This is a genomic window from Rhodococcus sp. D-6, assembly GCF_040256695.1.
Classification (GTDB): Bacteria; Actinomycetota; Actinomycetes; order Mycobacteriales; family Mycobacteriaceae; genus Rhodococcus; species Rhodococcus pyridinivorans.
Genome location: NZ_CP132970.1, coordinates 3275819 through 3297551, shown reverse-complemented (window position 1 = coordinate 3297551; position 21733 = coordinate 3275819). Strand labels below are relative to the sequence as shown.

At 68.9% G+C, this 21733-nt stretch carries 26 protein-coding genes and 1 riboswitch; of the genes, 20 read left to right on the top strand and 6 right to left on the bottom strand.

The window, feature by feature from the left end; all coding sequences use genetic code 11:
- The first annotated feature begins 16 nt into the window (after nucleotides 1–16).
- The 7 genes from RBB84_RS15440 to RBB84_RS15410 all read left to right on the top strand — a co-directional run bounded on the left by RBB84_RS15440 (nucleotide 17) and on the right by RBB84_RS15410 (nucleotide 6021).
- On the top strand, nucleotides 17–676 hold the full coding sequence (locus RBB84_RS15440) for a hypothetical protein (protein ID WP_006553002.1): 660 nt from the start codon (nucleotides 17–19) through the stop codon (nucleotides 674–676).
- A 157-nt stretch (nucleotides 677–833) separates the two neighbouring features.
- A complete protein-coding gene (locus tag RBB84_RS15435) occupies nucleotides 834–1616 on the top strand; it encodes an SDR family oxidoreductase (RefSeq protein ID WP_019291039.1) in 783 nt (260 codons plus the stop codon).
- A 184-nt stretch (nucleotides 1617–1800) separates the two neighbouring features.
- Entirely contained in the window at nucleotides 1801–2388 is a 588-nt protein-coding gene (locus RBB84_RS15430) for a LemA family protein (RefSeq protein WP_019291040.1), read from the top strand.
- An 86-nt stretch (nucleotides 2389–2474) separates the two neighbouring features.
- The gene (gene pyrE, locus RBB84_RS15425; protein ID WP_006552999.1) at nucleotides 2475–3014 is read left to right on the top strand and encodes an orotate phosphoribosyltransferase; all 540 of its coding nucleotides are present in this window, start codon (nucleotides 2475–2477) and stop codon (nucleotides 3012–3014) included.
- Between the two features lie 4 nt (nucleotides 3015–3018).
- A complete protein-coding gene (gene galT, locus RBB84_RS15420) occupies nucleotides 3019–4134 on the top strand; it encodes a galactose-1-phosphate uridylyltransferase (RefSeq protein WP_064256538.1) in 1116 nt (371 codons plus the stop codon).
- The gene (gene galK / locus RBB84_RS15415; RefSeq protein WP_064256539.1) at nucleotides 4131–5252 is read left to right on the top strand and encodes a galactokinase; all 1122 of its coding nucleotides are present in this window, start codon (nucleotides 4131–4133) and stop codon (nucleotides 5250–5252) included. The genes galT and galK overlap by 4 nt, the downstream gene beginning before the upstream one ends.
- A 40-nt stretch (nucleotides 5253–5292) precedes the next feature.
- On the top strand, nucleotides 5293–6021 hold the full coding sequence (locus RBB84_RS15410; protein ID WP_033096220.1) for a lysoplasmalogenase family protein: 729 nt from the start codon (nucleotides 5293–5295) through the stop codon (nucleotides 6019–6021).
- Here RBB84_RS15410 and RBB84_RS15405 read toward each other — a convergent pair.
- Nucleotides 6012–6452, bottom strand: coding sequence for a hypothetical protein (locus RBB84_RS15405; protein WP_019291044.1), 441 nt, complete (start codon nucleotides 6450–6452; stop codon nucleotides 6012–6014). The two genes, RBB84_RS15410 and RBB84_RS15405, sit on opposite strands and share 10 nt — an antisense overlap.
- Nucleotides 6453–6519: 67 nt before the next feature.
- On the opposite strand from RBB84_RS15405, the gene RBB84_RS15400 reads away from it, so the two are divergent.
- From RBB84_RS15400 to RBB84_RS15385, 4 genes are all read left to right on the top strand, one after another.
- Complete coding sequence (locus RBB84_RS15400) at nucleotides 6520–7302, top strand: SDR family oxidoreductase (protein WP_033096219.1); 783 nt, start codon at nucleotides 6520–6522, stop codon at nucleotides 7300–7302.
- Nucleotides 7303–7361: 59 nt separating this feature from the next.
- Complete coding sequence (locus tag RBB84_RS15395) at nucleotides 7362–7970, top strand: hypothetical protein (protein ID WP_019291046.1); 609 nt, start codon at nucleotides 7362–7364, stop codon at nucleotides 7968–7970.
- A gap of 2 nt (nucleotides 7971–7972) precedes the next feature.
- Nucleotides 7973–8659, top strand: a complete 687-nt coding sequence (locus RBB84_RS15390) for an RNA methyltransferase (RefSeq protein ID WP_024101891.1) — start codon at nucleotides 7973–7975, stop codon at nucleotides 8657–8659.
- Between the two features lie 77 nt (nucleotides 8660–8736).
- Nucleotides 8737–9879 (top strand): glycoside hydrolase family 76 protein, encoded by a 1143-nt coding sequence (locus tag RBB84_RS15385; RefSeq protein ID WP_033096379.1) that lies wholly within the window; start codon nucleotides 8737–8739, stop codon nucleotides 9877–9879.
- 72 nt (nucleotides 9880–9951) lie between these two features.
- Here the strand turns inward: RBB84_RS15385 and RBB84_RS15380 are convergent, their stop codons facing one another.
- Nucleotides 9952–10689 (bottom strand): VTT domain-containing protein, encoded by a 738-nt coding sequence (locus RBB84_RS15380; RefSeq protein ID WP_024101889.1) that lies wholly within the window; start codon nucleotides 10687–10689, stop codon nucleotides 9952–9954.
- 165 nt (nucleotides 10690–10854) lie between these two features.
- Between RBB84_RS15380 and fbaA the strand changes: the two genes are divergently transcribed.
- Nucleotides 10855–11889, top strand: a complete 1035-nt coding sequence (fbaA, locus tag RBB84_RS15375; protein ID WP_024101888.1) for a class II fructose-bisphosphate aldolase — start codon at nucleotides 10855–10857, stop codon at nucleotides 11887–11889.
- A gap of 132 nt (nucleotides 11890–12021) precedes the next feature.
- Here the strand turns inward: fbaA and RBB84_RS15370 are convergent, their stop codons facing one another.
- Nucleotides 12022–12873, bottom strand: a complete 852-nt coding sequence (locus RBB84_RS15370; RefSeq protein WP_231912037.1) for a hypothetical protein — start codon at nucleotides 12871–12873, stop codon at nucleotides 12022–12024.
- A 229-nt stretch (nucleotides 12874–13102) separates the two neighbouring features.
- Here RBB84_RS15370 and RBB84_RS15365 point away from each other — a divergent pair, with 229 nt between their 5' ends.
- The 3 genes from RBB84_RS15365 to RBB84_RS15355 all read left to right on the top strand — a co-directional run bounded on the left by RBB84_RS15365 (nucleotide 13103) and on the right by RBB84_RS15355 (nucleotide 15708).
- Nucleotides 13103–13519, top strand: coding sequence for a DUF3151 domain-containing protein (locus tag RBB84_RS15365; RefSeq protein ID WP_064256541.1), 417 nt, complete (start codon nucleotides 13103–13105; stop codon nucleotides 13517–13519).
- A 10-nt stretch (nucleotides 13520–13529) separates the two neighbouring features.
- The gene (locus RBB84_RS15360; RefSeq protein WP_197481855.1) at nucleotides 13530–14693 is read left to right on the top strand and encodes an FUSC family protein; all 1164 of its coding nucleotides are present in this window, start codon (nucleotides 13530–13532) and stop codon (nucleotides 14691–14693) included.
- 85 nt (nucleotides 14694–14778) lie between these two features.
- The gene (locus RBB84_RS15355; RefSeq protein WP_006552984.1) at nucleotides 14779–15708 is read left to right on the top strand and encodes a cation diffusion facilitator family transporter; all 930 of its coding nucleotides are present in this window, start codon (nucleotides 14779–14781) and stop codon (nucleotides 15706–15708) included.
- A 1-nt stretch (nucleotide 15709) separates the two neighbouring features.
- Here the strand turns inward: RBB84_RS15355 and RBB84_RS15350 are convergent, their stop codons facing one another.
- Nucleotides 15710–16258, bottom strand: coding sequence for a histidine phosphatase family protein (locus RBB84_RS15350; protein ID WP_082921044.1), 549 nt, complete (start codon nucleotides 16256–16258; stop codon nucleotides 15710–15712).
- An 80-nt stretch (nucleotides 16259–16338) separates the two neighbouring features.
- Nucleotides 16339–16408: riboswitch (cobalamin riboswitch) on the top strand.
- Between the two features lie 54 nt (nucleotides 16409–16462).
- Between RBB84_RS15350 and RBB84_RS15345 the strand changes: the two genes are divergently transcribed.
- The 4 genes from RBB84_RS15345 to RBB84_RS15330 are packed head-to-tail and all read left to right on the top strand — an operon-like array spanning nucleotide 16463 to nucleotide 19752.
- Nucleotides 16463–16657, top strand: a complete 195-nt coding sequence (locus RBB84_RS15345; RefSeq protein ID WP_006552982.1) for a CbtB domain-containing protein — start codon at nucleotides 16463–16465, stop codon at nucleotides 16655–16657.
- Nucleotides 16658–16671: 14 nt separating this feature from the next.
- Nucleotides 16672–17442: a CbtA family protein gene (locus RBB84_RS15340; RefSeq protein WP_019291054.1), complete on the top strand. Its 771-nt coding sequence runs from the start codon at nucleotides 16672–16674 to the stop codon at nucleotides 17440–17442.
- Between the two features lie 4 nt (nucleotides 17443–17446).
- On the top strand, nucleotides 17447–18925 hold the full coding sequence (locus tag RBB84_RS15335) for a cobyric acid synthase (protein WP_064256543.1): 1479 nt from the start codon (nucleotides 17447–17449) through the stop codon (nucleotides 18923–18925).
- On the top strand, nucleotides 18922–19752 hold the full coding sequence (locus RBB84_RS15330) for a cobalt-precorrin-6A reductase (RefSeq protein ID WP_064256544.1): 831 nt from the start codon (nucleotides 18922–18924) through the stop codon (nucleotides 19750–19752). The genes RBB84_RS15335 and RBB84_RS15330 overlap by 4 nt, the downstream gene beginning before the upstream one ends.
- On the opposite strand, the gene RBB84_RS15325 is transcribed toward RBB84_RS15330, so the two are convergent.
- Both RBB84_RS15325 and RBB84_RS15320 read right to left on the bottom strand, forming a co-directional pair.
- Nucleotides 19655–20203, bottom strand: coding sequence for a hypothetical protein (locus tag RBB84_RS15325; protein ID WP_082921052.1), 549 nt, complete (start codon nucleotides 20201–20203; stop codon nucleotides 19655–19657). The two genes, RBB84_RS15330 and RBB84_RS15325, sit on opposite strands and share 98 nt — an antisense overlap.
- A 121-nt stretch (nucleotides 20204–20324) precedes the next feature.
- Nucleotides 20325–20846, bottom strand: a complete 522-nt coding sequence (locus tag RBB84_RS15320; RefSeq protein WP_019291057.1) for a hypothetical protein — start codon at nucleotides 20844–20846, stop codon at nucleotides 20325–20327.
- A gap of 102 nt (nucleotides 20847–20948) precedes the next feature.
- On the opposite strand from RBB84_RS15320, the gene RBB84_RS15315 reads away from it, so the two are divergent.
- Nucleotides 20949–21650, top strand: a complete 702-nt coding sequence (locus RBB84_RS15315; RefSeq protein WP_019291058.1) for a haloacid dehalogenase type II — start codon at nucleotides 20949–20951, stop codon at nucleotides 21648–21650.
- Nucleotides 21651–21733 lie beyond the last annotated feature (83 nt).

Below are 21733 nucleotides of genomic sequence, written 5' to 3'. Positions count from 1 at the left end.
CTCGACGATGACTGCCATGTGGTTCTCTCTGGCCGCGGTCGCACTGCTGGGTGCGGTCGCGCTGCTCTACGTCGACCGGACGCGGCGAGAACAGTCGGGTCGTATCCGGGAGATCTGGGCCAAAGCGCAGGGCTACAAGTACACCTCCGCCGAGGACCACCTGCCGTCCACCTGGCACCGCGCGGCGCTCGCCAAGCAGGAATATCTCGGCGCGATCGACATCGTCCGTGGGGTTCGCCGCGGCGAGGAGTTCGTCCTGTTCGACATCGAGGAGACCGCGACGATCATCGCGGTCCGGCGCAAGGTCGGCTCCGACGTCGACATCGATCTGCGGCTCAAGTCGACGCCGCCGCCGAAGGACCCCGACATGAACCTGCTCGGTTCGATCGGCCCGCGCATCGTCTTCGCCACCGACCTCGAGATCGCGCGACGCGTGTGCGACCAGCGGATGGTCGCGTTCACCGAGTCCATCCCCGACCACGTACAGATGCTGTGGAGCGAAGGCGAGTGGACGCTCGGCTCGATCCCCGTCGGCAGCTCCGGACGCGAATGGGACTCGGCCATCGAGACCGTCGCGCGTTTGTCGGGCATCCTCCACGTGCTGCCGCCCGTCGTGGAACCCGAGGAACTGGACCGGGGTTCGCAGGATCCGGGCCGGCCCTCCGCCCGTCACTGAGGCGGAACGCCGAGAATTGTCACTGAGGCGGAACGCCGAGAATTGTCACTGAGGCGAAACGCCGAGAATTGTCACTGAGGTGAAACGCCGAGAATTGTCACTGAGGTAGATCCTCGGGAGGTGGTCGCGCGCGTCGCGTGTCGTTAGTGTGGCGGCCATGACTTCCGTCCGCCCCGTCGCGCTCGTGACCGGACCCACCTCGGGAATCGGTGCGGGTTTCGCCCGCACCCTCGCGAGTCGCGGTTACGACCTCGTGCTCGTCGCCCGCACCCGTCCCGCCCTCGACGAACTCGCCGCCGAGCTGAAGCAGAAGTTCGGGGCGGCATCGGAGATCATCGTCGCCGATCTGGCGGCCGTCGACGGTCGCGATCTCGTCGTCGAACGCCTCGGTCGCGGTGTCGAGATGCTCGTCAACAACGCCGGCTTCGGCACGACCGGCGAGTTCTGGACCGCCGATCCGGGCCTGCTGCAGGCGCAGCTCGACGTCAACGTCACCTCGGTCGTCGCGTTCACCCGCGCCGCGCTCCCGTCGATGATCGAGGCGGGCAGGGGCGACATCGTCAACGTCGCGAGCGTGGCCGGTCTGCTGCCCGGTCGCGGTTCCACCTACTCCGGCAGCAAGGCCTATGTCGTGTCGTTCACCGAAGGGCTGGCCGGTGGCCTCGCCGGCACGGGCGTGCGGGTGCAGGCACTGTGCCCCGGCTTCGTGCGTACCGAGTTCCATCAGCGTGCCGGGATCGACATGTCGTCCACACCGAACCTGATGTGGCTCGACGTCGACGAGGTGGTGCGCACTTCGCTCGCCGACCTCGACAAGGGCAAGGTCCGCAGCATTCCGGGGCTGCAGTACAAGGTGCTCGCCACGGCGGGACGACTGGTGCCGCAGAACCTCGTGCGGAAGCTGACCAACACCTTCGGCAACGGTCGCGGCCGGACCTGATCGGCTGCGGCCGCGACAGCACCCGATCGCCACGGACGAACTGACGGCGGGCGTTGCCAGATCACGGTACGGATACACCGCGCAGGACACGCCGGGTGCAGTCTTCGACGCGATTCGTGCGCTCGGTACATTTCTGCGCGTGACGTCTGTGGCTGTGGTGCTCTGTGTTGCTGTCGTGGTTGCGGTGGTGCTGTGGTTGCGCGCAGGCGTGCGCCGTCTTCGGACGTTGCAGCAACGCCACCGGGAGAGCCTGCGCCTGCTCCTCCACGAACTCGACGACCGCTACGATCTCGTGCCCGCGCTCATCGCGGCGTCGGCCGGCGCCGGTGTAGAACGTGAGCGCATCCGGCCCGTCGTCGGCGCCCGCTCGCTCGCTATCGGTGTGCGCGACCAGCGCCTGGGTCTCACCGAACGCGCCGGTGCGGAGAACGCGCTGTCGGCGACGCTCCACGAGCTGATCGGTGGACTCGGAGGGGTCAACCACTGGCCGTTCATCCGGGTCGCCCGGGAACTGCAGACCCGCGAGCAGCGCATCGCCGGAGCCGTCCGCGTACACAACGACCTCGGTGGCGCACTGAACACCGCGGTCGGCGGATTCCCCACCTCGCTGTTCGCGAAGCTCGCGGCCGTCGGACCTGTCGTGCTGTTCGAGGCGCCCGCGCCCGTCGCCGCATCCGAGCCGGCCCGCAGGCACGAGACCGTCGATGCGGAGGTTGTCGAGAACGACGTCCGGTCGGAGTCCGAGGCGACCTCCGACACCGTCGCTGCCTGACCTGCGACCCGCAGCGACTAGGCTCGTTCCCCGACACGAGCGCGACCGCACCGGCGTCGCGCCGCCGAACGACGGGTGAGGACGCAATGAGTGACCGCGACGAACTGGCAGCACTGGTACGCGAGCTGGCGGTGGTACACGGCCGCGTGACCCTGTCGTCCGGTAAGGAAGCCGACTACTACGTCGACCTGCGCCGCGCGACCTTGCACCACAAGGCCGGCCCGCTCATCGGCACGCTCCTGCGCGAACTCGTCTCCGACTGGGACTTCGACGCCGTCGGAGGCCTGACCATGGGTGCCGACCCCGTCGCCCTCGCCGTCATGCACGCCCCCGGCCGGCCCATCGACGCCTTCGTCGTCCGCAAGGCCGCCAAGGCCCACGGCATGCAGCGGCAGATCGAGGGACCGGACGTCACCGGCAAGCGCGTGCTCGTCGTCGAGGACACCACCACCACCGGCAACTCGCCGCTCACCGCCGTCAAGGCGCTGCGCGATGCCGGCGCGATCGTCGTGGGTGTCGCGACCGTCGTCGACCGCGCGACCGGCGCCGACGAGGTCATCGCCGCCGAGGGCGTCGAGTACCGTTCCCTGCTCGGCCTCGCCGACCTGGGTCTGGACGACAAGTAGCCGCGTGGGGGCGCGGGTCCGGCAGACCGTCACGCATCTCGCGGACGGCCGGGAACTGATCTATTTCGACGACACCGAGCCGTTCGTCTCCGGTGCCGCGACCCGCGACCTCCACGACCGCCGCGACCTGCCGCCGGTCGCGGCGACCTCCGAGATGCGCGGCGACCCGCTGACGGGGGAGTGGGTCACCTTCGCGGCCCACCGCATGGACCGCACCTTCCTGCCGTCGGCCGTCGACTGCCCGCTGTGCCCGAGCAGGGCGGACGTGTGTACCGAGATCCCGGCCGACGACTACGACGTCGTCGTGTTCGAGAACCGTTTTCCGTCGCTCGGGGCGCCGTCGGCCGGTGAGGATCTCGTCGACGACGAAGGTCTGTGGCCGCGACGACCGGCGACCGGCCGCTGCGAGCTCGTCGCGTTCACCCCCGACCACGACGCCCGATTCGCCGACCTCTCCGTGCCGCGGGCGCGCACCGTCATCGATGCGCTCGCCGCCCGCACCGCCGCGCTGTCGAAGCAACCGGATGTCGAGCAGGTCTTCTGCTTCGAGAATCGTGGCGTGGAAATCGGTGTGACACTGCAACATCCACACGGGCAGATCTACGCCTACCCGTTCGTCCCACCGCGCTCACGCGCCCTGCTCGACCGCGCCCGTGAGTATCGGCAGCGGACCGGCAGGTCGCTGCAGGGCGCCATCCTCGACGCCGAACGACGCGCGGGCACCCGACTGGTGGTCTCCGGCGACGCGTGGTCGGCCTATGTCCCCGCCGCGGCACGCTGGCCCGTCGAGGTGCACCTCGTCCCGCACCGCGACATCCCGGATCTCGCCGCCCTCGACGAACACGAACGCGACGAACTCGCCGCCGTCCAGCGCGACCTTCTCGGCCGCGTCGACCGGTTCTTCCCCGGCGTCGACCGCGCCCCCTACATCGCCGCCTGGCACCAGGCTCCGGTCGGTGCACCTCGCGGGGACATGCGGCTGTTCTGCCAGATCTTCTCGTTGCGGCGGGCCCCGGACAAGCTGAAATATCTCGCAGGGTCCGAATCCGCGATGGGCGCGTGGATCAGCGACACCACCCCCGAACGGATCGCCGAACGCCTGCGTGAGGTGGCGCCATGACGCTCGCAGAGACCGCCCGCGCACTGTTCGCGACCGAGTTCGGCACCGAACCCGAGGGCTGCTGGTGCGCCCCCGGGCGCGTCAATCTCATCGGCGAGCACGTCGACTACGCCGGGGGTCTGTGTCTGCCGATGGCGATCCCGCAGATCACCGTCGTCGCGGTGCGTCGGCGCTCCGATCATGTACTGCGCGTGCGCAGTTCCGGTTTCGACGGCGTCGACCTGGATCTGCGCGACCGGCACGTCGACGGCTGGGCCGCCTACGTCGCCGGCGTGATCTGGACGCTCGACCCGCCGGGATTGACCGGTGCGGACATCGCGGTCGCGTCGGACGTGCCCGTCGGAGCGGGACTCTCGTCGTCCGCGGCGCTCGAGACGTCGGTCGCGGTGGCGCTCGCCGACCTGTGCGGGCTGCCCCTCGGCGACGACGGCCGTGATCGACTCGCCGCGGCGTGCGTGCGCGCGGAGAACGATTACGCCGGTGCCCCCACCGGTGGGCTCGACCAGCGGATCGCCCTCCACGCACGTCCGGGCCACGCGCTGCTCCTCGACTTCGCCGATGGCAGCAGCGAACACATCCCGTTCGACGCGGAAGCCCGCGGGCTGACCGTGCTGGTCGTCGACACCGGGACCGGACACGAGCTCGCCGACGGACAGTACGGACAGCGTCGCCGTGAGGTCGAGAACGCCACCCGGTTCCTCGGCGTGGAGAGCTTGCGCGACGCCTCGTCGGCGGACCTGATCGACGATCCCGTCCTACGTCGCCGCGCCCGGCACGTGATCGACGAGATCGCCCGCGTTCAGAAGGCTGCGGAGTTGCTGCGGGCAGGGCGGATCCGGGATCTCGGACCATTGCTCGATGCGTCGCACCGCTCGTTGCGCGACGACTTCGAGGTCAGCTGCCTCGAACTCGACACCGCAGTCGACGCGGCCGTCGCTGCCGGTGCACTCGGCGCCCGGATGGTGGGCGGCGGTTTCGGCGGGTCGGCGATCGCGCTGTGCGAGGACGACCGCGTGGACTCGGTGCGGAAGGCCGTCGCCGACGCCGCTGTGCAGCGCGACCTGCCGGCGCCGACCTTCCTGCGCGCCACGGCGTCCGGCGGTGCGCGCCGCTGCTGAAGCTTGCGGGACGATCGATGCAGCCGGGTACTGTGCGCGCATGGGTTGGTTCAGTCGCAAGAGGTGGGGCGTCGAGCACGCGGTGTTCGCGGCGGCGTCGGCCGCCACCGTCGTCGGGGGAGTGTCGGGGAACGAGAAGTTGCAGCAGATCGCCAAACCGCTCATCGCACCCGCGCTCGCCGTGCGGGTGCTGCGCCGCTCCCGCGACACCGATCGCGCCGACACCGCCCTGCTTGTCGCAGGTCTCGCAGCCGCCACCCTCGGTGACATCGCCATGATCCGCTCCGATGAGGACCGCCGGATCCTGAGCGGTGCAGCCTGTTTCGGTGTCATGCAGACCGCCTACTCGAGCATCCTCGTCCGGCGCGGTGCGCGGGTGTCGAAGCCGGTCGCGGTGCAGCGTGCCGGTGCCCTGGCCGGTGCGGCCGGTCTGCTCGCCGCCCGCAACCGCTCGGTGGCCGCGCCGCTGACCGGATACGGCGCCCTGCTCGCCACCACTGCGATCCTTGCCGGAGACCCCGCCCTCGCACCCGGTGCGCGAGTGCGCGCGGGTCTGGCCGTGCCGGGTGCCGACAGGCGCAGTCGGCTCGGTCTCGGCGGCCTGATCTTCACGCTGTCCGACGGATCGATCGTGGTGCGCCGCACCCTCCTGAAGGACGAGAAGATGCGCGCGGCAGCGGAAGGGTTCGTGCTCGCCACCTACACCGTGGCCCAGCTGTTACTCGTGGAAGGGCTCCTTGCTCTCACGAGCCGGAACAGTCAGGGATAGAGGACGATCCGGTCGCGGTCGAGCGGGTCCACCCAGATGCTCACGACCTCCCCGGGCGCGTAGCGCTGCAGGTTGCGACGGTCGACCTCGTAGACGACCGTGCCGCGATAGGACTCCGAGCCGGGCACCGTGAGCTCGAGATCGAGCCGGGTCAGCTGACCGGTCGAGGTCAGATCGAGCGGTGTCGCGGAACGGATGGTCGCCCATCCCTCGTACCCTTCGCGTTCGATACGGCGCATGACCTTCGAGCGGCGACCCGCGAGCGCCATCGACAGACCGAGCACGGTGCCGTACAGGCAGACGAGGAAGACCACCTGGAAGCCCTCGGTGCCGGGTTCGGAGATCGGCAGGAACAGGTGCATCCACAACGCGAGAACGACGACATATCCCACGGTGACGAACGCGACGGTGGCAACGATACGACGATTCACAGCTCCTCCGATCCCAGCCTATCCCCGCTGTGCGCCGTCGGCTCCCGCCCGTGACTAGGGTGATGCCATGTCTGCTCCCAGCGTGGTGATCACCGGAGCCGCCGCCGGTATCGGCCGCTCCACAGCCCTGTTCTTCGCCCGTCACGGTTACCGCGTCGGCGCCTTCGACATCGACACCGCGGGGCTCGCGAGCCTCGCCGAGGAGGGCGCCTCGGTCACCGCGGGGCAGATCGCCACCGGTGCCCTCGACGTCACCGACACCTCCGCGTGGACCCGCGTACTCGAGGAGTTCTGCACCGACGGCCGGCTCGACGTCCTCGTCAACAACGCCGGGCTGCTGTCGTCCGGGCCGTTCGAGGACACCCCGGCGAGCCGGCACCGGCAGCTCGTCGACGTCAACGTCACCGGTGTCGTCCTCGGCTGCCACGCGGCCTTCCCGTATCTCCGCGACACCCCCGGCGCGCACATCGTGAACATGTGCTCGGCGTCGGCGCTCTACGGACAGCCCGAGCTCGCCACCTACAGCGCCACCAAGTTCGCGGTGCGCGGCCTGACCGAAGCACTCGAACTCGAGTGGGCCCGCCATGACATCAAGGTGCAGGCGTTGTGGCCGCTGTTCGTCGACACGAACATGGTCGACGGGATGGACATCGGCTCGCGACGCTCCCTGGGCGTGAACCTCGGCGCCGACGACGTCGCCCGCGCGGTGTTCGACGCGACTCGTCCCACGCGGCGCTCGGGACGGGTGCATCGGCCCGTGGGCCGGCAGGCGACCGTGCTCGCCACGCTCGCCCAGGTGTCGCCCGGATGGATGAATCGCCTGGTGAACCGGCGCCTGACCGGCCACTGACGCCGCTCGATAGAGTGACACCCGCACGTCGTCGGGAAGGGTGTTGCGTGAGAATTCGGATGTGGCCGGTCGCAGTCGTCGCGGGTGTGGCACTGTTCGTCGCAGGATGCGGAGGCTCCGCGGACGGGCCGGAGGCCGACTCCGGAGCGACGTCGACGACGACCTCCGCGGCTGCCTCGACGACCCCCTCCACGACGGTCGCTGCGAGCACCACCGAGGAGGCGACCCCGTCGACGACCGAACCAGCTCCCGAGCCGGAGACCTCCCCGGAGGAACCGGCTCCGCTCGCGCAGGTCGAGTACCAGCGCAACGAGTCGTACTACTTCAGCAGCCCCGACGGCACCTTCGAATGCGGCATCGTCCGGCTGCCCACCCGCACCGAGGCGGGCTGCGAAGGACCGACCGATCCGATCCCGCCGCGCCCCGAGGACTGCATGGTCAACTGGGGACTCGGCATCCGCGTACAGGACTCCGGAGAAGGCGAGTTCGTGTGCTCGGGCGGACCGGTCTACCTCTCGCCCGACGGGGCGAGCCCCGTCCTGCCGCCGGGATCGTCGTTGTCGCAGCTCGGCTACACGTGCGCCACCACCGCAGCCGACGTGACCTGCACCAACGACGCCACCGGCCACGGTTTCCGTGTCGCAGCAGGTTCGAACGAGACGTTCTGACGGTGACCGACACGCATTCCGAACCGGCCGTCGAGAACGTGGCGGGCCCCACCGAATGGGGTGAGCACCCGCACGGCGTCGGACCGTGGATCGAGGAGTTCGGCACCGAGCCGCCCACCGACCCGCGCTACGACCCCGAGCTGCTCGCCCACGGCGACCGGCGCAACGTCGTCGACGCCTACCGCTACTGGACCCGCGAGGCGATCGTCGCGGACATCGACCGTCGCCGGCACCCGCTGCACGTCGCCATCGAGAACTTCGCCCACGACGCGAACATCGGGACGGTCGTTCGCACCGCCAACGCGTTCGCCGTGGGCACCGTGCACATCGTCGGGCGACGCCGATGGAATCGGCGCGGAGCGATGGTCACCGACCGCTACCAGCACCTGCTCCACCACTCGGATGTCGACGCGCTCGTCGCGTGGGCGGCCGAACAGGACCTCGAGATCGTCGCGGTGGACAACACCCCCGGCTCGGTCCGGTTGGAGACGGCGACCCTGCCGCGCCGCTGCCTGCTGCTGTTCGGGCAGGAGGGTCCCGGCGTCACCGAAGCGGCCCGCAACGTCGCCTCGATGACGGTCTCCATCGCCCAGTTCGGCTCCACGCGGTCCATCAACGCGGGTGTCGCCGCGGGGATCGCAATGCACGCGTGGATCCGGCAGCACGCCGATTTCTCGGACGCCTGGTAACACCTGCCCCGCAATCCGGGATGAAAGTCGCGCGGACCGTCGTCGGGGCGGCCGCCGGTCGGGCAGTGTGGAGGGTGATGAACACCGCAGCAGGACAGCGTTCGGACGGAGTCGAGGCCGCCCGGTGGTCGGAGCGGGCCGACGCCGCGGAGGGTGCGATCGTGTCTCGGCACATCCGTCGTCTCTGGGCACTGCCCGGCACCGCGCTCGGGGTGGTCGGATGGCCCGCCGTCCGACGTGAGCGACTGTTCCTCTCCTGGCACTACTGGTGGCAGGCGCACCTGATCGACGCCGCCGTCGACGCCGCCGAGCGCGACGCCACCCCGCGCCGCCGGCGCCGTGTCGTGCGGCTCGCACGCACCCACCGCATCCGCAACCTCACCGGCTGGACCAACAACTACTACGACGACATGGCGTGGCTCGGCCTGTCGCTCGAACGGGCCGAACGGCATCTCTACGTCGACCACCGCGGCGCGATCGCGACCCTCGTCGACGAGCTCGTCGACGCCTGGCAACCCGAGAGCGGCGGCGGCATCCCGTGGCGCCGGCGGGACACCTTCTTCAACGCCCCCGCGAACGGTCCGGCGGCGCTGCTGCTCGCCCGCACCGGCAAGGTCTACCGCGCCGAGGAGATGGCCGACTGGATCCACGACGTGCTGCTCGACCCCGAGACGGGCCTCGTCCTGGACGGCATCCGTGATGGCGTGCACGAACGCGCGATCTACAGCTACTGCCAGGGGGTGACGCTCGGCCTCGAGACCGAGCTCGCCCTGCAACTCGACGACTCCAGGCATCGCCGCAGGGTCCACGCGCTCGTCGCCGCGGTCGACGATCACCTCACCGAGCGCAGCGTCGTCACCGGCGGGGGAGGCGGCGACGGGGGACTGTTCAACGGGATCCTGGCCCGCTACCTCGCGATGGTCGCCACGACACTGCCCGTCGTCGACCGCGACGACATCCGCGCCCGCAACGTCGCGGCACGGATCGTGCTGGCGTCGGCGGAGGCCGCCTGGGAGAACCGGCTGCAGGTCGAGGAGCTGCCGGTCTTCGGCCGCGACTGGTCGCGGCAGGCGCGGCTGCCCGGCCTGGGCACCTCGGTCGCGCGGTTCGCGGGCGGCACCGTCCGAGAGTCGGCCGTCGCCGAACGTGACATGTCGGTGCAGCTCGGCGGGTGGATGCTCATGGAAGCGGCCTACGCTGTCGCGGCCTCGCGGTCCTGAAACGGAAGAAGGCGGATTCCGACCCGTTCGTTCGACGGGCGGAATCCACCTTCTGTGGTGCCAGGTTCGTTCCTACGTGCTCTCGATGCGGTTGATCGGCATCGTCGCGGCCTCGGCGGCCGGCGCCTCACCGTTCTTGGCCGCACGACGCGAGTTGAGCACGCGCTTGCCGACCTCCGTGATGATCGGGATCACCGAGACGAACACGATGCCCAGGAAGATGATGTCGATGTTGTCGGCGATGAAGCTGATCTGTCCCAGCAGGTAGCCGAGCAGCGTCACCCCGGCGCCCCACACGATGCCGCCGATGATGTTGTAGGTGATGAACACGCGGTAGGGCATCTTCGCGGCGCCCGCGACGAGCGGGGCGTAGGTGCGCACGATCGGCACGAAACGTGCCAGGAAGATCATCGCGGGTCCGTGGCGCAGGAAGAAGCGGTGCGCTTCGTCGATGTAGGCCTGCTTGAAGAGCTTCGAGTCCGGCTTGAACAGCCTGGTTCCGCCCTTCGCGCCGATGAGATAGCCGACCTGGTCGCCGAGGACCGCCGCGATGGGGATCGTCACCATCAGCACCCACAACGGGGCGAACGGTTCGACCTCCGCCGACTTGGCCGCCGCGATCAGGCCCGCGGTGAACAGCAGCGAGTCGCCGGGCAGCAGCGGGAACAGCAGACCGGATTCGATGAACACCACGAGCAGCAACCCGATGAGCATCCAGGTACCGAACGAATTGAGTAGATTGACAGGATCCAGAAACCCCGGTAGCAGGGCCAGATTGGTCACGGACTCCGAGGCTTCGAACACAGTCACGCGATCCAGGGTACCGGCGGCGTCCACCTCCCCCCGAATCCCGACACCCACCCCGGGCGGCCCGAGTATCGAACGGACGTGTCACTTGACATACTGCAAGGACAACCGGGCACCCACCACATCCCGGTGGGGTGCCGATCGACTCTCATCTGGAGGACAGCCGCTGTGCCTATCGCGACTCCCGAGGTCTACGCCGAGATGATCGCCCGCGCGAAGGAGCACTCCTTCGCGTTCCCGGCGATCAACTGCACGTCGTCCGAAACGATCAACGCCGCCATCAAGGGCTTTGCGGACGCCGGCAGCGACGGCATCATCCAGTTCTCGACCGGTGGCGCCGAGTTCGGCTCGGGCCTGGGTGTGAAGGACATGGTCACCGGCGCCGTGGCACTCGCCGAGTTCGCCCACGTCGTCGCCGAGAAGTACGACGTGACGATCGCTCTGCACACCGACCACTGCCCGAAGGACAAGCTCGACGGCTTCGTCCGCCCGCTCATCGCGATCTCGCAGGAGCGCGTGAACAACGGACAGAACCCGCTGTTCCAGTCGCACATGTGGGACGGCTCGGCCATCCCGATCGACGAGAACCTCGAGATCGCGCAGGAACTCCTCGCTGCCGCCAAGGCCGCGAAGATCATCCTCGAGATCGAGATCGGCGTCGTCGGCGGTGAAGAGGACGGCGTCGAGAACGCCATCAACGACAAGCTCTACACCACGGTCGAGGACTTCGAGAAGACCGTCGACGCGCTCGGCGCCGACAAGGGCCAGTACCTGCTCGCCGCTACCTTCGGCAACGTCCACGGCGTCTACAAGCCGGGCAACGTCAAGCTCAAGCCGTCCGTCCTCGCCGAGGGCCAGGCCGCCGCGTCGAAGAAGCTGGGTCTGCCCGAGGGTTCGAAGCCGTTCGACCTCGTCTTCCACGGCGGTTCGGGTTCGCTGAAGTCGGAGATCGACGAGGCGCTGAGCTACGGCGTCGTGAAGATGAACGTCGACACCGACACGCAGTACGCGTTCACCCGCCCGATCGCGGCACACATGTTCACCAACTACGACGGTGTGCTCAAGATCGACGGCGAGGTCGGCAACAAGAAGGCCTACGACCCGCGCAGCTACCTCAAGAAGGCCGAGGCGTCCATGACGCAGCGTGTCATCGAGGCCTGCAACGACCTCAAGTCGGCGGGACGCTCGGTCTCGGCCAAGTAAGGCCCCACCGATACCAGAAGGGCGCCGACGTTCTCGTCGGCGCCCTTCGTCGTCCCTACGGTGTGCAGAAATCGTCGCGACACGCCGAGGGCGAACGACGACTTCTGCACACTCGTGGTCGCTGTCGTCCCGTTATTCGCTGCAGACCTTCCACTGCTCACCGTCGAGCGTGAGGTCGAAGGTGCGGTCGGTGACATCGTCGGGATCGTTCACCGTGTGCGCGGTGACCTGCGCGATGGCGGTGCCCTCGGTGATCTGGATGCGATCGACGCTCGTCACCACCGGGATCTCGCCCTGTTCGACGGCGAGCCGGTGGATGTCGCGGAAGTTCTCCGGATCGACCGTCTCGTAGAAGTCGGAGAGCGCTCCGCAGGTCGACTCCCGCAGAGTCCCCAGGTCGCCCGATTCGAGTGCTCCGACGAAGGTGTCGATGCTCGCGCGGATCCGGCTCTCGGGGGAGTTGTCGGCGCGGTCCTTCAGGAACACGATCACCCCGGCCGCGACGATCGCCACGACCACCAGCACGGCCGCTGCTCCGGCAGCGATCAGCCGACGACCGCGGCTCTTGTCGCGGGCCGGCGGGATGCGCGTGGGCGTGGGCTGGACGGCGACGCGGACGGGCTCGGGCTGAACCGTCGGTTCCTCACGGCGCGGAGCGATGCGCTGCGGCGGCGCCTTCGGCACGTGGCTGCGGACCGGGATCTGCACCGTGGGCGCATCGGCGGTGACATCGGGCGCGGGCTCGGATTCGGGGGTCGGGCGGGACTCGACGGTCTCGGGTTCGACGACGGGAAGCGCCACGGTCTCGTCCGTGGTGACGCTCTCGTCTGCAGCCTGTTCCGGCTCATCGCTGCTCGCGTCCTCACCCGAGGACGCCGCATCGGTGGTCGGCTCCTCAGGTTTCTCGGAGACCTGCTCCGCCGGCTCGTCGGCCTTCTCGGTTCCCGCGCCCACTGCATCCTCGGGCACTGCATCCTGGGGCACTGCATCCTCGGATACCGCTTCTTCTGCGGCTGCTTCGTCGGTCGCCGCCGGCTCGACAGGGGGTTCGTTTTCCGCACTCTCGTCCGGTGTCTCGACAGAAGGGGTCGTCGAAGTCTGCTCGGGTGACTCTTCGTTCTTCGGGTCCGACAACGTGCTGCACCTCGCTCGACGGCCTGCGGTTACCCGGGGACTCTATCGAGCCTTCGCCACGGAAGGGCACAATGACCCCATGACGTCTTTCGGTGATCTTCTCGGACCGCAGCCCACCCTTCTCCCCGGCGACGACGACGCGGAGTCGGCCCTGCTGAACAACGAGGACCCGGCGAAGGTCGCAGCCGACCATCCCACCGCCTCGATCGCATGGGCGTATCTCGCCGAGGCCGCACTCGACCGTGGCGAGACGATCCAGGCCTACGCCTACGCACGCACCGGATACCACCGCGGCCTCGACCAGCTGCGCCGCAACGGCTGGAAGGGCTTCGGTCCCGTGCCCTACAGCCACGAACCCAACCGCGGTTTCCTGCGCTGCGTCGCCGTGCTCGCCCGGGCAGCCCGGACCATCGGTGAGTCGGACGAGCACGCCCGCTGCCTGGACCTGCTCGAGGACTGCGACCCGCGGGCAGCGGAAGAACTCGGCGTCGAATAGACGCCCGTACATGTCTGTGTTGAACAGACTGTCCGTGGCGACCCGGCGTCGACCCACCCGTCAGGGAGCTCGTAAACGCCTGACCGACTCGTTCGAACGGCTGCGCACATCGGCGCTGCCGATCGTGCAGTGCGCGCTGGCGGCGGGCCTGGCGTGGTGGGTCGCGAAGGATCTGGTCGGGCACCAACAGCCCTTCTTCGCCCCCATCGCGGCAGTCGTCTCCCTCGGGCTCGGTCTCGGCGCCCGGTTGCGGCGTTCCGTCGAACTCGTCTGCGGTGTGACCGTCGGGATCGGCGTGGGCGACCTGCTCGTCTCGCTGATCGGCAGCGGACCGTGGCAGATCGCGCTCGTCGTGACCATCGCGATGAGTACGGCGGTCGCGTTGAACAGCGGCCCGATCTTCGCGATGCAGGCCGGGAACTCCGCGGTGCTCGTGGCGACGCTGCTGCCACCCGGTGGCACCGGTGGGCCCGATCGGATGGTCGACGCCCTGGTCGGGGGTCTCACGGGCATCGCGGTCGTCGCGATGATCCCCACCCATCCGGTGCGGCGTGCCCGGCGCAACGCCGCCGAGATCCTCGCCACGGCGAGCGAGGTCCTGAGGAAGGTCGAGACCGGGCTCGTCGAGAACAACCCGAAACCGATCGAGGACGCCCTCAAGCAGGCGCGGGCCACCCAGCCCGCGATCGACTCGATGCGCACCCACCTCAAGGGCGGTCGGGAGATCAGCCGGATCTCGCCGCTGTACTGGAACAGCCGCAAGCGTCTCGCGGTCCTGACGGCTGCCGCCGACCCGATCGATCACGCGATGCGCAACATTCGCGTGCTCGCGCGCCGGTCGCTGACCCTCGTCCGCGACGACGAGATCCTCGATCCGCGGCTCGTGCAGCGGTTCGCCGAGGTGGCCGATGCGGTGGACGTGCTCCGCGAGATGGTTCTCGCGGAGCCGGGGGAGCAGCCCGACCAGGCCGAGGCTGCACGTGTGCTGCGCAGCATCGCCAAGAAGATGGATCCCGAACTCATCGCCGGGGCAGGAGTGTCGGCGACGGTGGTGTTCGCGCAGATGAGGTCGCTGATCGTCGACCTGCTGCAGACCGCCGGACTCAAGCGGATCACCGCGATCGCGACCCTTCCTTCCACCGTCGAACATCCGGCCTACGACCCGGACGAGTAAGCCCTCCGAGCCCGTCGGGAACGTAGCCGTTGAAACATATGCGCATTCGTGCATACGATGGCCCGAGTTTCGGAGAGGGAGTTCGATGGGTTCGGGTCACGGGCACTCACACGGCGTCGGTCACGGTCACGGTCAGGGCGCCGGTCCCACGCGCGCCGTCATCCGGCGCATGGCCTTCGCGCTGGGCATCCTCGGAGCGTTCTTCGTACTGGAGGCGTTCGTCGGTCTCCTGATCGGTTCTCTCGCCCTGCTCGCCGACGCGGGCCACATGCTCACCGACGTCGTCGGGGTGTCCATGGGCATGGTCGCCCTCATCCTCGCCCGACGCGGGAGCAGCGCGGCATCGCGCACCTTCGGCTGGCATCGCGCCGAAGTCCTCACCGCGATGGTCAACGCGGTGCTGCTGCTCGGCGTCGCCGGCTGGGTGTTCTACGAGGCGATCGACCGCATCGGCGACGCCCCCGAACTTCCCGGCCTGCCCATGATCGTCACCGCCCTCGCGGGACTGGCCGCCAACATCGTCGTGATGCTCATGCTGCGGGCCGACGCGAAGGACAGCATCGCGGTGCGCGGCGCCTACATGGAGGTGCTCGCCGACGCCGTCGGATCCGTCGGCGTCCTCATCGCGGGCGCGCTCGTCATGATCTTCGGCTGGAGCCTGGCCGACGTCGTCGTCGGTGTGCTCATCTCCCTGTGGGTCGTGCCGCGCGCCCTGCGACTGGCCGCCGAGTCGCTGCGCATCCTCACCCAGACCTCGCCGGCGCATCTCGACGTCGACCTGCTGCGCACCGACCTGCTCGCGCTGCCCGGCGTGTGCGGCGTGCACGACCTGCACGTGTGGACGCTGACCACCGGCATGGACGTCGCGACCGTGCATCTCGTCAGCGACCACGACCCGCAGTGGATCCTCGACTCGGCGCGCACCGCGCTGTCGTCGCACGGGCTCGAGCACGCCACCGTCCAGGTGGAGTCGACAGTCGACGGCAAGCAGTGCGAGAAGGACGTCACCTGGTAGCTCACCGCGCGAATCGGTTCGGCCGCAAAGTCCACCGACCCGGCCCGCCGTAGAGCCGGACGACGTCCAGCGGTCCCACGTCGACCCTCCGGAACGACGCCGCCGGAGCGTCGAGAGCGCACACCGTCGCCGCTCGCACGACCGCCGGGTGTGTCACCACCCCGACCCGTTCGTAGCCGTCGTCCTGTGCCGCCAGCCAGGTGCCGACCCGGCGGATGAGGTCCTCGACGGACTCGCCGCCGTGCGGTGCGGCCGCCGGCTCGGTCAGCCACATCGCCAGCTCGCCCTCGGGCACATCGCCCATCGCCGCCCCGCACCACCTGCCGTAGTCGAGCTCGCGCAGCGCGGAGTCGATCTCGGCGGGGGCACCGAAGGAGTGGACCGTGTCGACCGCGCGTCGCTCGGGTGCACATACCCACCGGTCGACGACCGGCACCGCGAAGCGTCCGAGTTCGCGGCGGCCCCGATCGGAGATCGGTTCGTCGCACGGAAATCGGGCCTGTTCCGTCGCATGCGTGGAAGCGTGTGCGACGACGAACAATCGGGTCACGGCAGGTACGTCCTCTCCGCTTGACATCGCACAACGCGCGGTGCGAAGGTGCGTCGGTAAAGATGTGCCGAGGTGTAGGCAATCCGGTGGAAAGCCGGAGCGGTCGCGCCACTGTAACCGGAGATGTCGAAATCTCCGGAAGCCAGAAAACTCCCGCGGCACATGACGGAATCGAATGGGGCGCGAAATCCCAGGAGGATTGTCATGGCTGTTGTCCATACCCCCGACGAGTCGCTCGGCTCCGCCGCACTCGCAGTCGCTCTCGCCGCAGTGATCGTCGCGGCATTTCTCGTTCTCTACCTGGTCGGATTCGATCAGGGCGCGATCTCGCGCACCGGCATGTTCATGCACGAACTGATGCACGACGGCCGGCATCTCCTCGGTCTTCCGTGCCATTGAGAACGGGGACCACGATGCCCGGAACCTACCTCCACCTGCTGCTGCGGGGCCTGCTCGCCGGACTCGTCGCGGGTCTGCTCGCCGGCGGTGTCGCCTTCGTCGTCGGCGAACCCCACATCGAATCCGCGATCGCGCTCGAAGAAGCTGCCGGCGAAGCGCATTCGCATGACCACGACCACGCTGCGACCACCGGGGAATCCCACGGTCACAGTCACGGCGAGGATGCGCTCGTCGACCGTACCGGGCAGAAGGCCGGACTGTTCCTCGCGACGACTCTCGCCGGTCTCGCGTTCGGCGCCCTCTACGCGTCGGTGCTGCACTTCGCGCGTCGCCTCACCGACATGCCGGGCTGGAAGCTCGGATTGTTCGGGGCGGCCGGAGCGTGGCTCGCCGTCGAGGCCGTCCCGTTCGTGAAGTATCCGGCGAATCCGCCGGCCGTCGGTGATCCCGACACGATCGATCAACGCACCCTGCTGTGGCTCGCCTCGGTCGTTCTCGGACTCGTCGCGATCGCCGTGGCCGTCGCGGTGGCGAAGGCGCTGGCCGCCCAGGATCTGCACACCGTCCGCATCGCAGGCCCGGCGGTCGCCTTCCTCGTCGTGGTGGGTCTCGGATATCTCGCCTTGCCGAAAATCGACGAGGTGGGGGAGGGCTTCCCCGCGACGCTGCTGTGGGAGTTCCGGGTCGCGTCGTTCACCGTGCAGCTCACCCTGTGGGCGGTGCTCGGTGTGGTCTTCGCGTACCTCACCGAACGCGCGTCCCGTCGCGTGACGATCCCGGCCTGACGGCATGGGTTCGGGTCTGCTCGTCGCCGGAACGACCTCGGATGCAGGAAAATCCGTGGTCGTCACCGGGATCTGCCGATCCTTGGCGCGGCGCGGCCTGAAGGTCGCGCCGTTCAAGGCGCAGAACATGTCGAACAACTCGATGGTGACGAGCGAGGGCGCGGAGATCGGGCGCGCCCAGTGGATCCAGGCAGTGGCTGCCCGTGCGATCCCCGAGGCCGCGATGAACCCGGTGCTGCTCAAGCCCGGCAACGACCGGCGCAGCCACGTCGTGGTTCTCGGGCGGCCGGCCGGAGCGCTGGAGGCGGGTGAGTTCGCCGGTGGACGAAAGCATCTCGCCGACGCGGCATTCGGTGCCTTCGACGACCTCCGGCGTAGATTCGACGTGGTGGTGTGCGAAGGTGCCGGGAGCGCGGCCGAGATCAATCTGCGCGACCACGACTATGTGAACATGGGTCTGGCGCAACATGGTTCGATGCCGACCGTCGTGGTCGGCGACATCGACCGCGGTGGTGTGTTCGCCTCGATGTACGGGACGCTGGCCCTGCTCGACGCCGCGGATCAGCAGTTGATCCGCGGCTTCGTGATCAACAAGTTCCGCGGCGACGTCTCGCTCCTGAAGCCCGGACTCGACTCGCTCGAACGGCTCACCGGCCGCCCGGTGCTCGGCGTGCTGCCATGGCAACGCGACCTGTGGCTCGACTCGGAGGATTCACTCGCCCTCACCTCCCGTCCCGCACACGATGGTGACGGCGCACTGAGCATCGCCGTCGTGATGCTGCCGCGGGTCAGCAATTTCACCGATGTCGACGCGTTGTGCCTCGAACCGGACGTGCGGGTCCGCTTCGTCGACGACCCGCGAGCGCTCGCCGGCGCCGACGTCGTGATCGTGCCCGGAACACGCGCGACCCTCGCGGATCTCGCGTGGCTGCGCTCGCGAGGACTCGACACCGCGATCGTCGACCACGCCCGCCGAGGTGGACCGGTCCTCGGTATCTGCGGCGGCTTCCAGATGCTCGGCACGCGCATCGACGACCCGCACGGCGTCGAGGGTGTTCCCGGCGCAAGCGCGGCGGGTCTCGGGTTGCTCCCGGCCCGAACCGAGTTCGGACACGAGAAGGCCCTCCGATTGCCGAGGGGGTCAGCGTTGGATGCGGCTGCCTCCGGATACGAGATCCATCACGGACGCGTCACCGTCGACGGTGGCACCGAATTCCTCGGTGGCACCCGAGAGGGTTCGGTGTTCGGCACCATGTGGCACGGCGCCCTCGAAGGGGACGCGTTGCGCTGGGCGTGGTTACGCGAGGTCGCTGCGGTGGTGGGCCGCGAGATCCGCACCGGGGAAGTGAGTTTCCCGGCCGCACGCGAGGTCCGCATCGAGGCGCTCGCGGACCTCGTCGACGAACATCTCGACATGGACGCTCTGCTCGCCATGCTCTCCGACGAGCGAACCCTGCCCGTGCTGAGGGGAACCCTGCGGTGACGGTCCTCATCCTCGGTGGGACGGGGGAAGCCCGTTCCCTCGCCGCGGCATTGGACGACGCGGACATCGCGTTCGAATCCTCCCTGGCAGGCCGGGTCCGCAATCCACGCCTGCCCGTCGGTCCGGTGCGCATCGGAGGGTTCGGCGGAGCGGACGGTCTCGTCCGGTACCTGACCGAGCGCGGTATCCGAGCCGTCGTCGACGCCACCCATCCGTTCGCCGCGGGCATCAGCGCGAACGCCGCCGCGGCATGCGCCGCCGCGAACGTGCCACTGGTGCGCCTGCAACGACCGGGCTGGCACGACGCGCACGGCCGGTGGACGTGGGTCGACGACCACGACGGCGCCGCGCACGTCGCCGCGACCGGCCGGAGGATCTTCCTCAGCACCGGACGGCAGACACTCGACCGCTTCGTCGGACCGCTCGCCGCGCACGACGTGCTCGTCCGCGTCGTCGATCCACTGACGACCGAACTGCCACCGAGCTGGTCGGTGCTGCTCGGACGCGGCCCCTACACGGCGAGTGACGAACGGAAGCTGCTGCTCGACAACGGGATCGATACCCTCGTCACGAAGGATTCGGGTGGTTCGCTCACCCGCGGCAAACTCGACGCCGCCGATGAACTGGGCGTGCGCGTGATCGTCATACGCCGCCCGCCCACACCCCGCGGTGTCGCCTCGGTGGAGACCGTGACGGTAGCGCGGGAATGGGTCCTCCGGGTGGCGGAGGTCAGACCTGCGGACCTTCGGAACGCAGATCGTCGACCTTCTTCATCGCTTCGCGCAGTTCCCGGAGCCAGTGCTCCGAGTGCTGCCCCACGAGCCTGACGGTCCACTTCAGTGCGTCCGAACGGGACCGCGCGACACCGGCGTCGACGAGGGTGTCGAGCACCTTCCGTTCGGGTTGGCGCAGTCGCGTCATGACCGGGACGGCGAGGTGGGTGAACAGGTCGGTCCGGTCGCCGACCGTCACGCCCCAGGCCACCTTTCGGCCGTAGCGGGCCTCGGCCTCGTCGGCGATGCGCATCCGGTCGGCGCGCGTGGTCTCGCGGAATCGAGCGATGCGTCCGTCGATCTCGGTGTCGCTCGTGCCGTCGGGTACCCCGAGGGGGCCGACGACGAAGATCTCTTCTCTGTCGATCTCGATGTCGGGCGGTCCGGTGAACCAGTCGTCGGGGAGCCTGCCGGCGAACCACTCGGCGGCATCGCTCGCGTCGGGGACGTCTGCCTGTTGCCAGCCGCCCGGTCGTCCGAATCCGTGGATGTGTGAATGTCGCATGATGTCCTCCTCGGGACGCGACCCGGTGCGTGTCGCACCGATCAACCTGTGCGCGTTGCACTGATTACAGTGTTGCACCGCAAGCGTGTCGTGCGCCACTGTCGAGCGGCGAACGGTGCGGTCAGCGACCGTTCCGGGGAGTCAGAACTCCGGAGGTGACCGGAGGGGCGCTGCGCAGGGGAGCGGTGGAGAGCACGACGGGTAACCACACCGCGGTGGATGCCATCACCGCGCCCCAGCACAGATACAGGCCGACGTGCGGTGCGTGAGAGGTGTGGGCGACCATCCCGGCCTGTGACCAGACGGCGAACAGTCCCACCATCGACGCCGCCCCCGAACCGAGCATCGCGAGCGTTGCGGCACCCCACCGGCGGCGGAGCAATGCGACGAGCGGTACGAGGATGCCGAACACCACCACGAAGACGTCGAAGACACGGAGGGGAAGGGTTGCGGCCTCGGAGTCCCAGCGCAGAAGGGTCGTCAGGGACGTCACCGAAGTGGCCTGGGGAAGCAGCAGACCCATGACCAGCAGCGCGACGCACCCGGCCAGGATCCGGACCCGCGAGCGGCCGACGACCACCTCACCGGCGACGCGGTGTTCGATGCGATCGAGATCGTGACGGAATTCCGCCAGGTCGTCCATGGTGCACCCCCGGAGCGCGGCGACGCTTCGGTCCCAGTATGCGACGCGGGTCACATCGGCGTGCGGGTTCGGGAAAGCAGTTTCGGGCAGGCGCGATCGGGCATGCTCCAAGGCGTGAGCCGATACGACGCGTACATCTTCGACGTGCAGGGCACGCTGATGGACTTCTACACCCCGGTCACCCGGGCGGTGGCCCATGCGCTCGGACCCGATGCCGATCCGGCGACCGTGGGCGACCTGGTGCGGGCCTGGAGGAGCGACTACTACGAACGCATCCTCCGTCTCGACCAGTCGGTGGAGAAGTGGTATCGCGTGCAGGACTCCTACGTCGACGGACTCGGCGACGTGTGCGAGCAGTTCGGGATCGACCTTCCCAAGGACGTGCGCGTCGAGACGGCGCGGGCCTGGCAACGCCTCGAGGCATGGCCGGACGTGCGGCCCGGACTGAACGAACTCCGTTCGCAGGCAGTGGTGGCGACACTGTCCAATACGGACATGGCCACGATGATCGCGCTCTTCCGCGACCAGCAGCTCGAGGCCGATGCCATCCTCACGGCCGAACTGTTCGGCGCCTTCAAACCCGAACGTTTCCTGTACGAGCGCACCTGCCGGTATCTGGGCGTCGATCCCTTCCGGGCCGCGATGGTCGCGTCGCATCCCTACGATCTGCGGGCCGCCCGCGAAGTCGGACTGAACACCGTCTTCGTGTACCGGCCGCTCGAGAACGGCCGCGTCGAGGACTCGGTCGACGACACCGAGGGGGAGTTCGACCATCGCATCGAGGACCTGCGGGACATTCCGTGACAGGTTGTCGGCCGTGGACGCCGACGTGTTGTCGGAGTTGACGCGACCGACTCGGCGTGGCGCAGTGCGCCATGTTCGTCGCG

Excerpts from the sequence above, each read along its gene's own strand:
- RBB84_RS15440 (WP_006553002.1), top strand. The coding sequence starts at position 17 with ATGTGGTTCTCTCTGGCCGCGGTCGCACTGCTGGGTGCGGTCGCGCTG.
- RBB84_RS15435 (WP_019291039.1), top strand. The coding sequence starts at position 834 with ATGACTTCCGTCCGCCCCGTCGCGCTCGTGACCGGACCCACCTCGGGA.
- pyrE (WP_006552999.1), top strand. The coding sequence starts at position 2,475 with ATGAGTGACCGCGACGAACTGGCAGCACTGGTACGCGAGCTGGCGGTG.
- galK (WP_064256539.1), top strand. The coding sequence starts at position 4,131 with ATGACGCTCGCAGAGACCGCCCGCGCACTGTTCGCGACCGAGTTCGGC.
- RBB84_RS15410 (WP_033096220.1), top strand. The coding sequence starts at position 5,293 with ATGGGTTGGTTCAGTCGCAAGAGGTGGGGCGTCGAGCACGCGGTGTTC.
- RBB84_RS15400 (WP_033096219.1), top strand. The coding sequence starts at position 6,520 with ATGTCTGCTCCCAGCGTGGTGATCACCGGAGCCGCCGCCGGTATCGGC.
- RBB84_RS15395 (WP_019291046.1), top strand. The coding sequence starts at position 7,362 with ATGTGGCCGGTCGCAGTCGTCGCGGGTGTGGCACTGTTCGTCGCAGGA.
- RBB84_RS15385 (WP_033096379.1), top strand. The coding sequence starts at position 8,737 with ATGAACACCGCAGCAGGACAGCGTTCGGACGGAGTCGAGGCCGCCCGG.
- RBB84_RS15365 (WP_064256541.1), top strand. The coding sequence starts at position 13,103 with ATGACGTCTTTCGGTGATCTTCTCGGACCGCAGCCCACCCTTCTCCCC.
- RBB84_RS15360 (WP_197481855.1), top strand. The coding sequence starts at position 13,530 with ATGTCTGTGTTGAACAGACTGTCCGTGGCGACCCGGCGTCGACCCACC.
- RBB84_RS15355 (WP_006552984.1), top strand. The coding sequence starts at position 14,779 with ATGGGTTCGGGTCACGGGCACTCACACGGCGTCGGTCACGGTCACGGT.
- RBB84_RS15345 (WP_006552982.1), top strand. The coding sequence starts at position 16,463 with ATGGCTGTTGTCCATACCCCCGACGAGTCGCTCGGCTCCGCCGCACTC.
- RBB84_RS15340 (WP_019291054.1), top strand. The coding sequence starts at position 16,672 with ATGCCCGGAACCTACCTCCACCTGCTGCTGCGGGGCCTGCTCGCCGGA.
- RBB84_RS15335 (WP_064256543.1), top strand. The coding sequence starts at position 17,447 with ATGGGTTCGGGTCTGCTCGTCGCCGGAACGACCTCGGATGCAGGAAAA.
- RBB84_RS15325 (WP_082921052.1), bottom strand. The coding sequence starts at position 20,203 with ATGCGACATTCACACATCCACGGATTCGGACGACCGGGCGGCTGGCAA.
- RBB84_RS15320 (WP_019291057.1), bottom strand. The coding sequence starts at position 20,846 with ATGGACGACCTGGCGGAATTCCGTCACGATCTCGATCGCATCGAACAC.
- RBB84_RS15315 (WP_019291058.1), top strand. The coding sequence starts at position 20,949 with ATGCTCCAAGGCGTGAGCCGATACGACGCGTACATCTTCGACGTGCAG.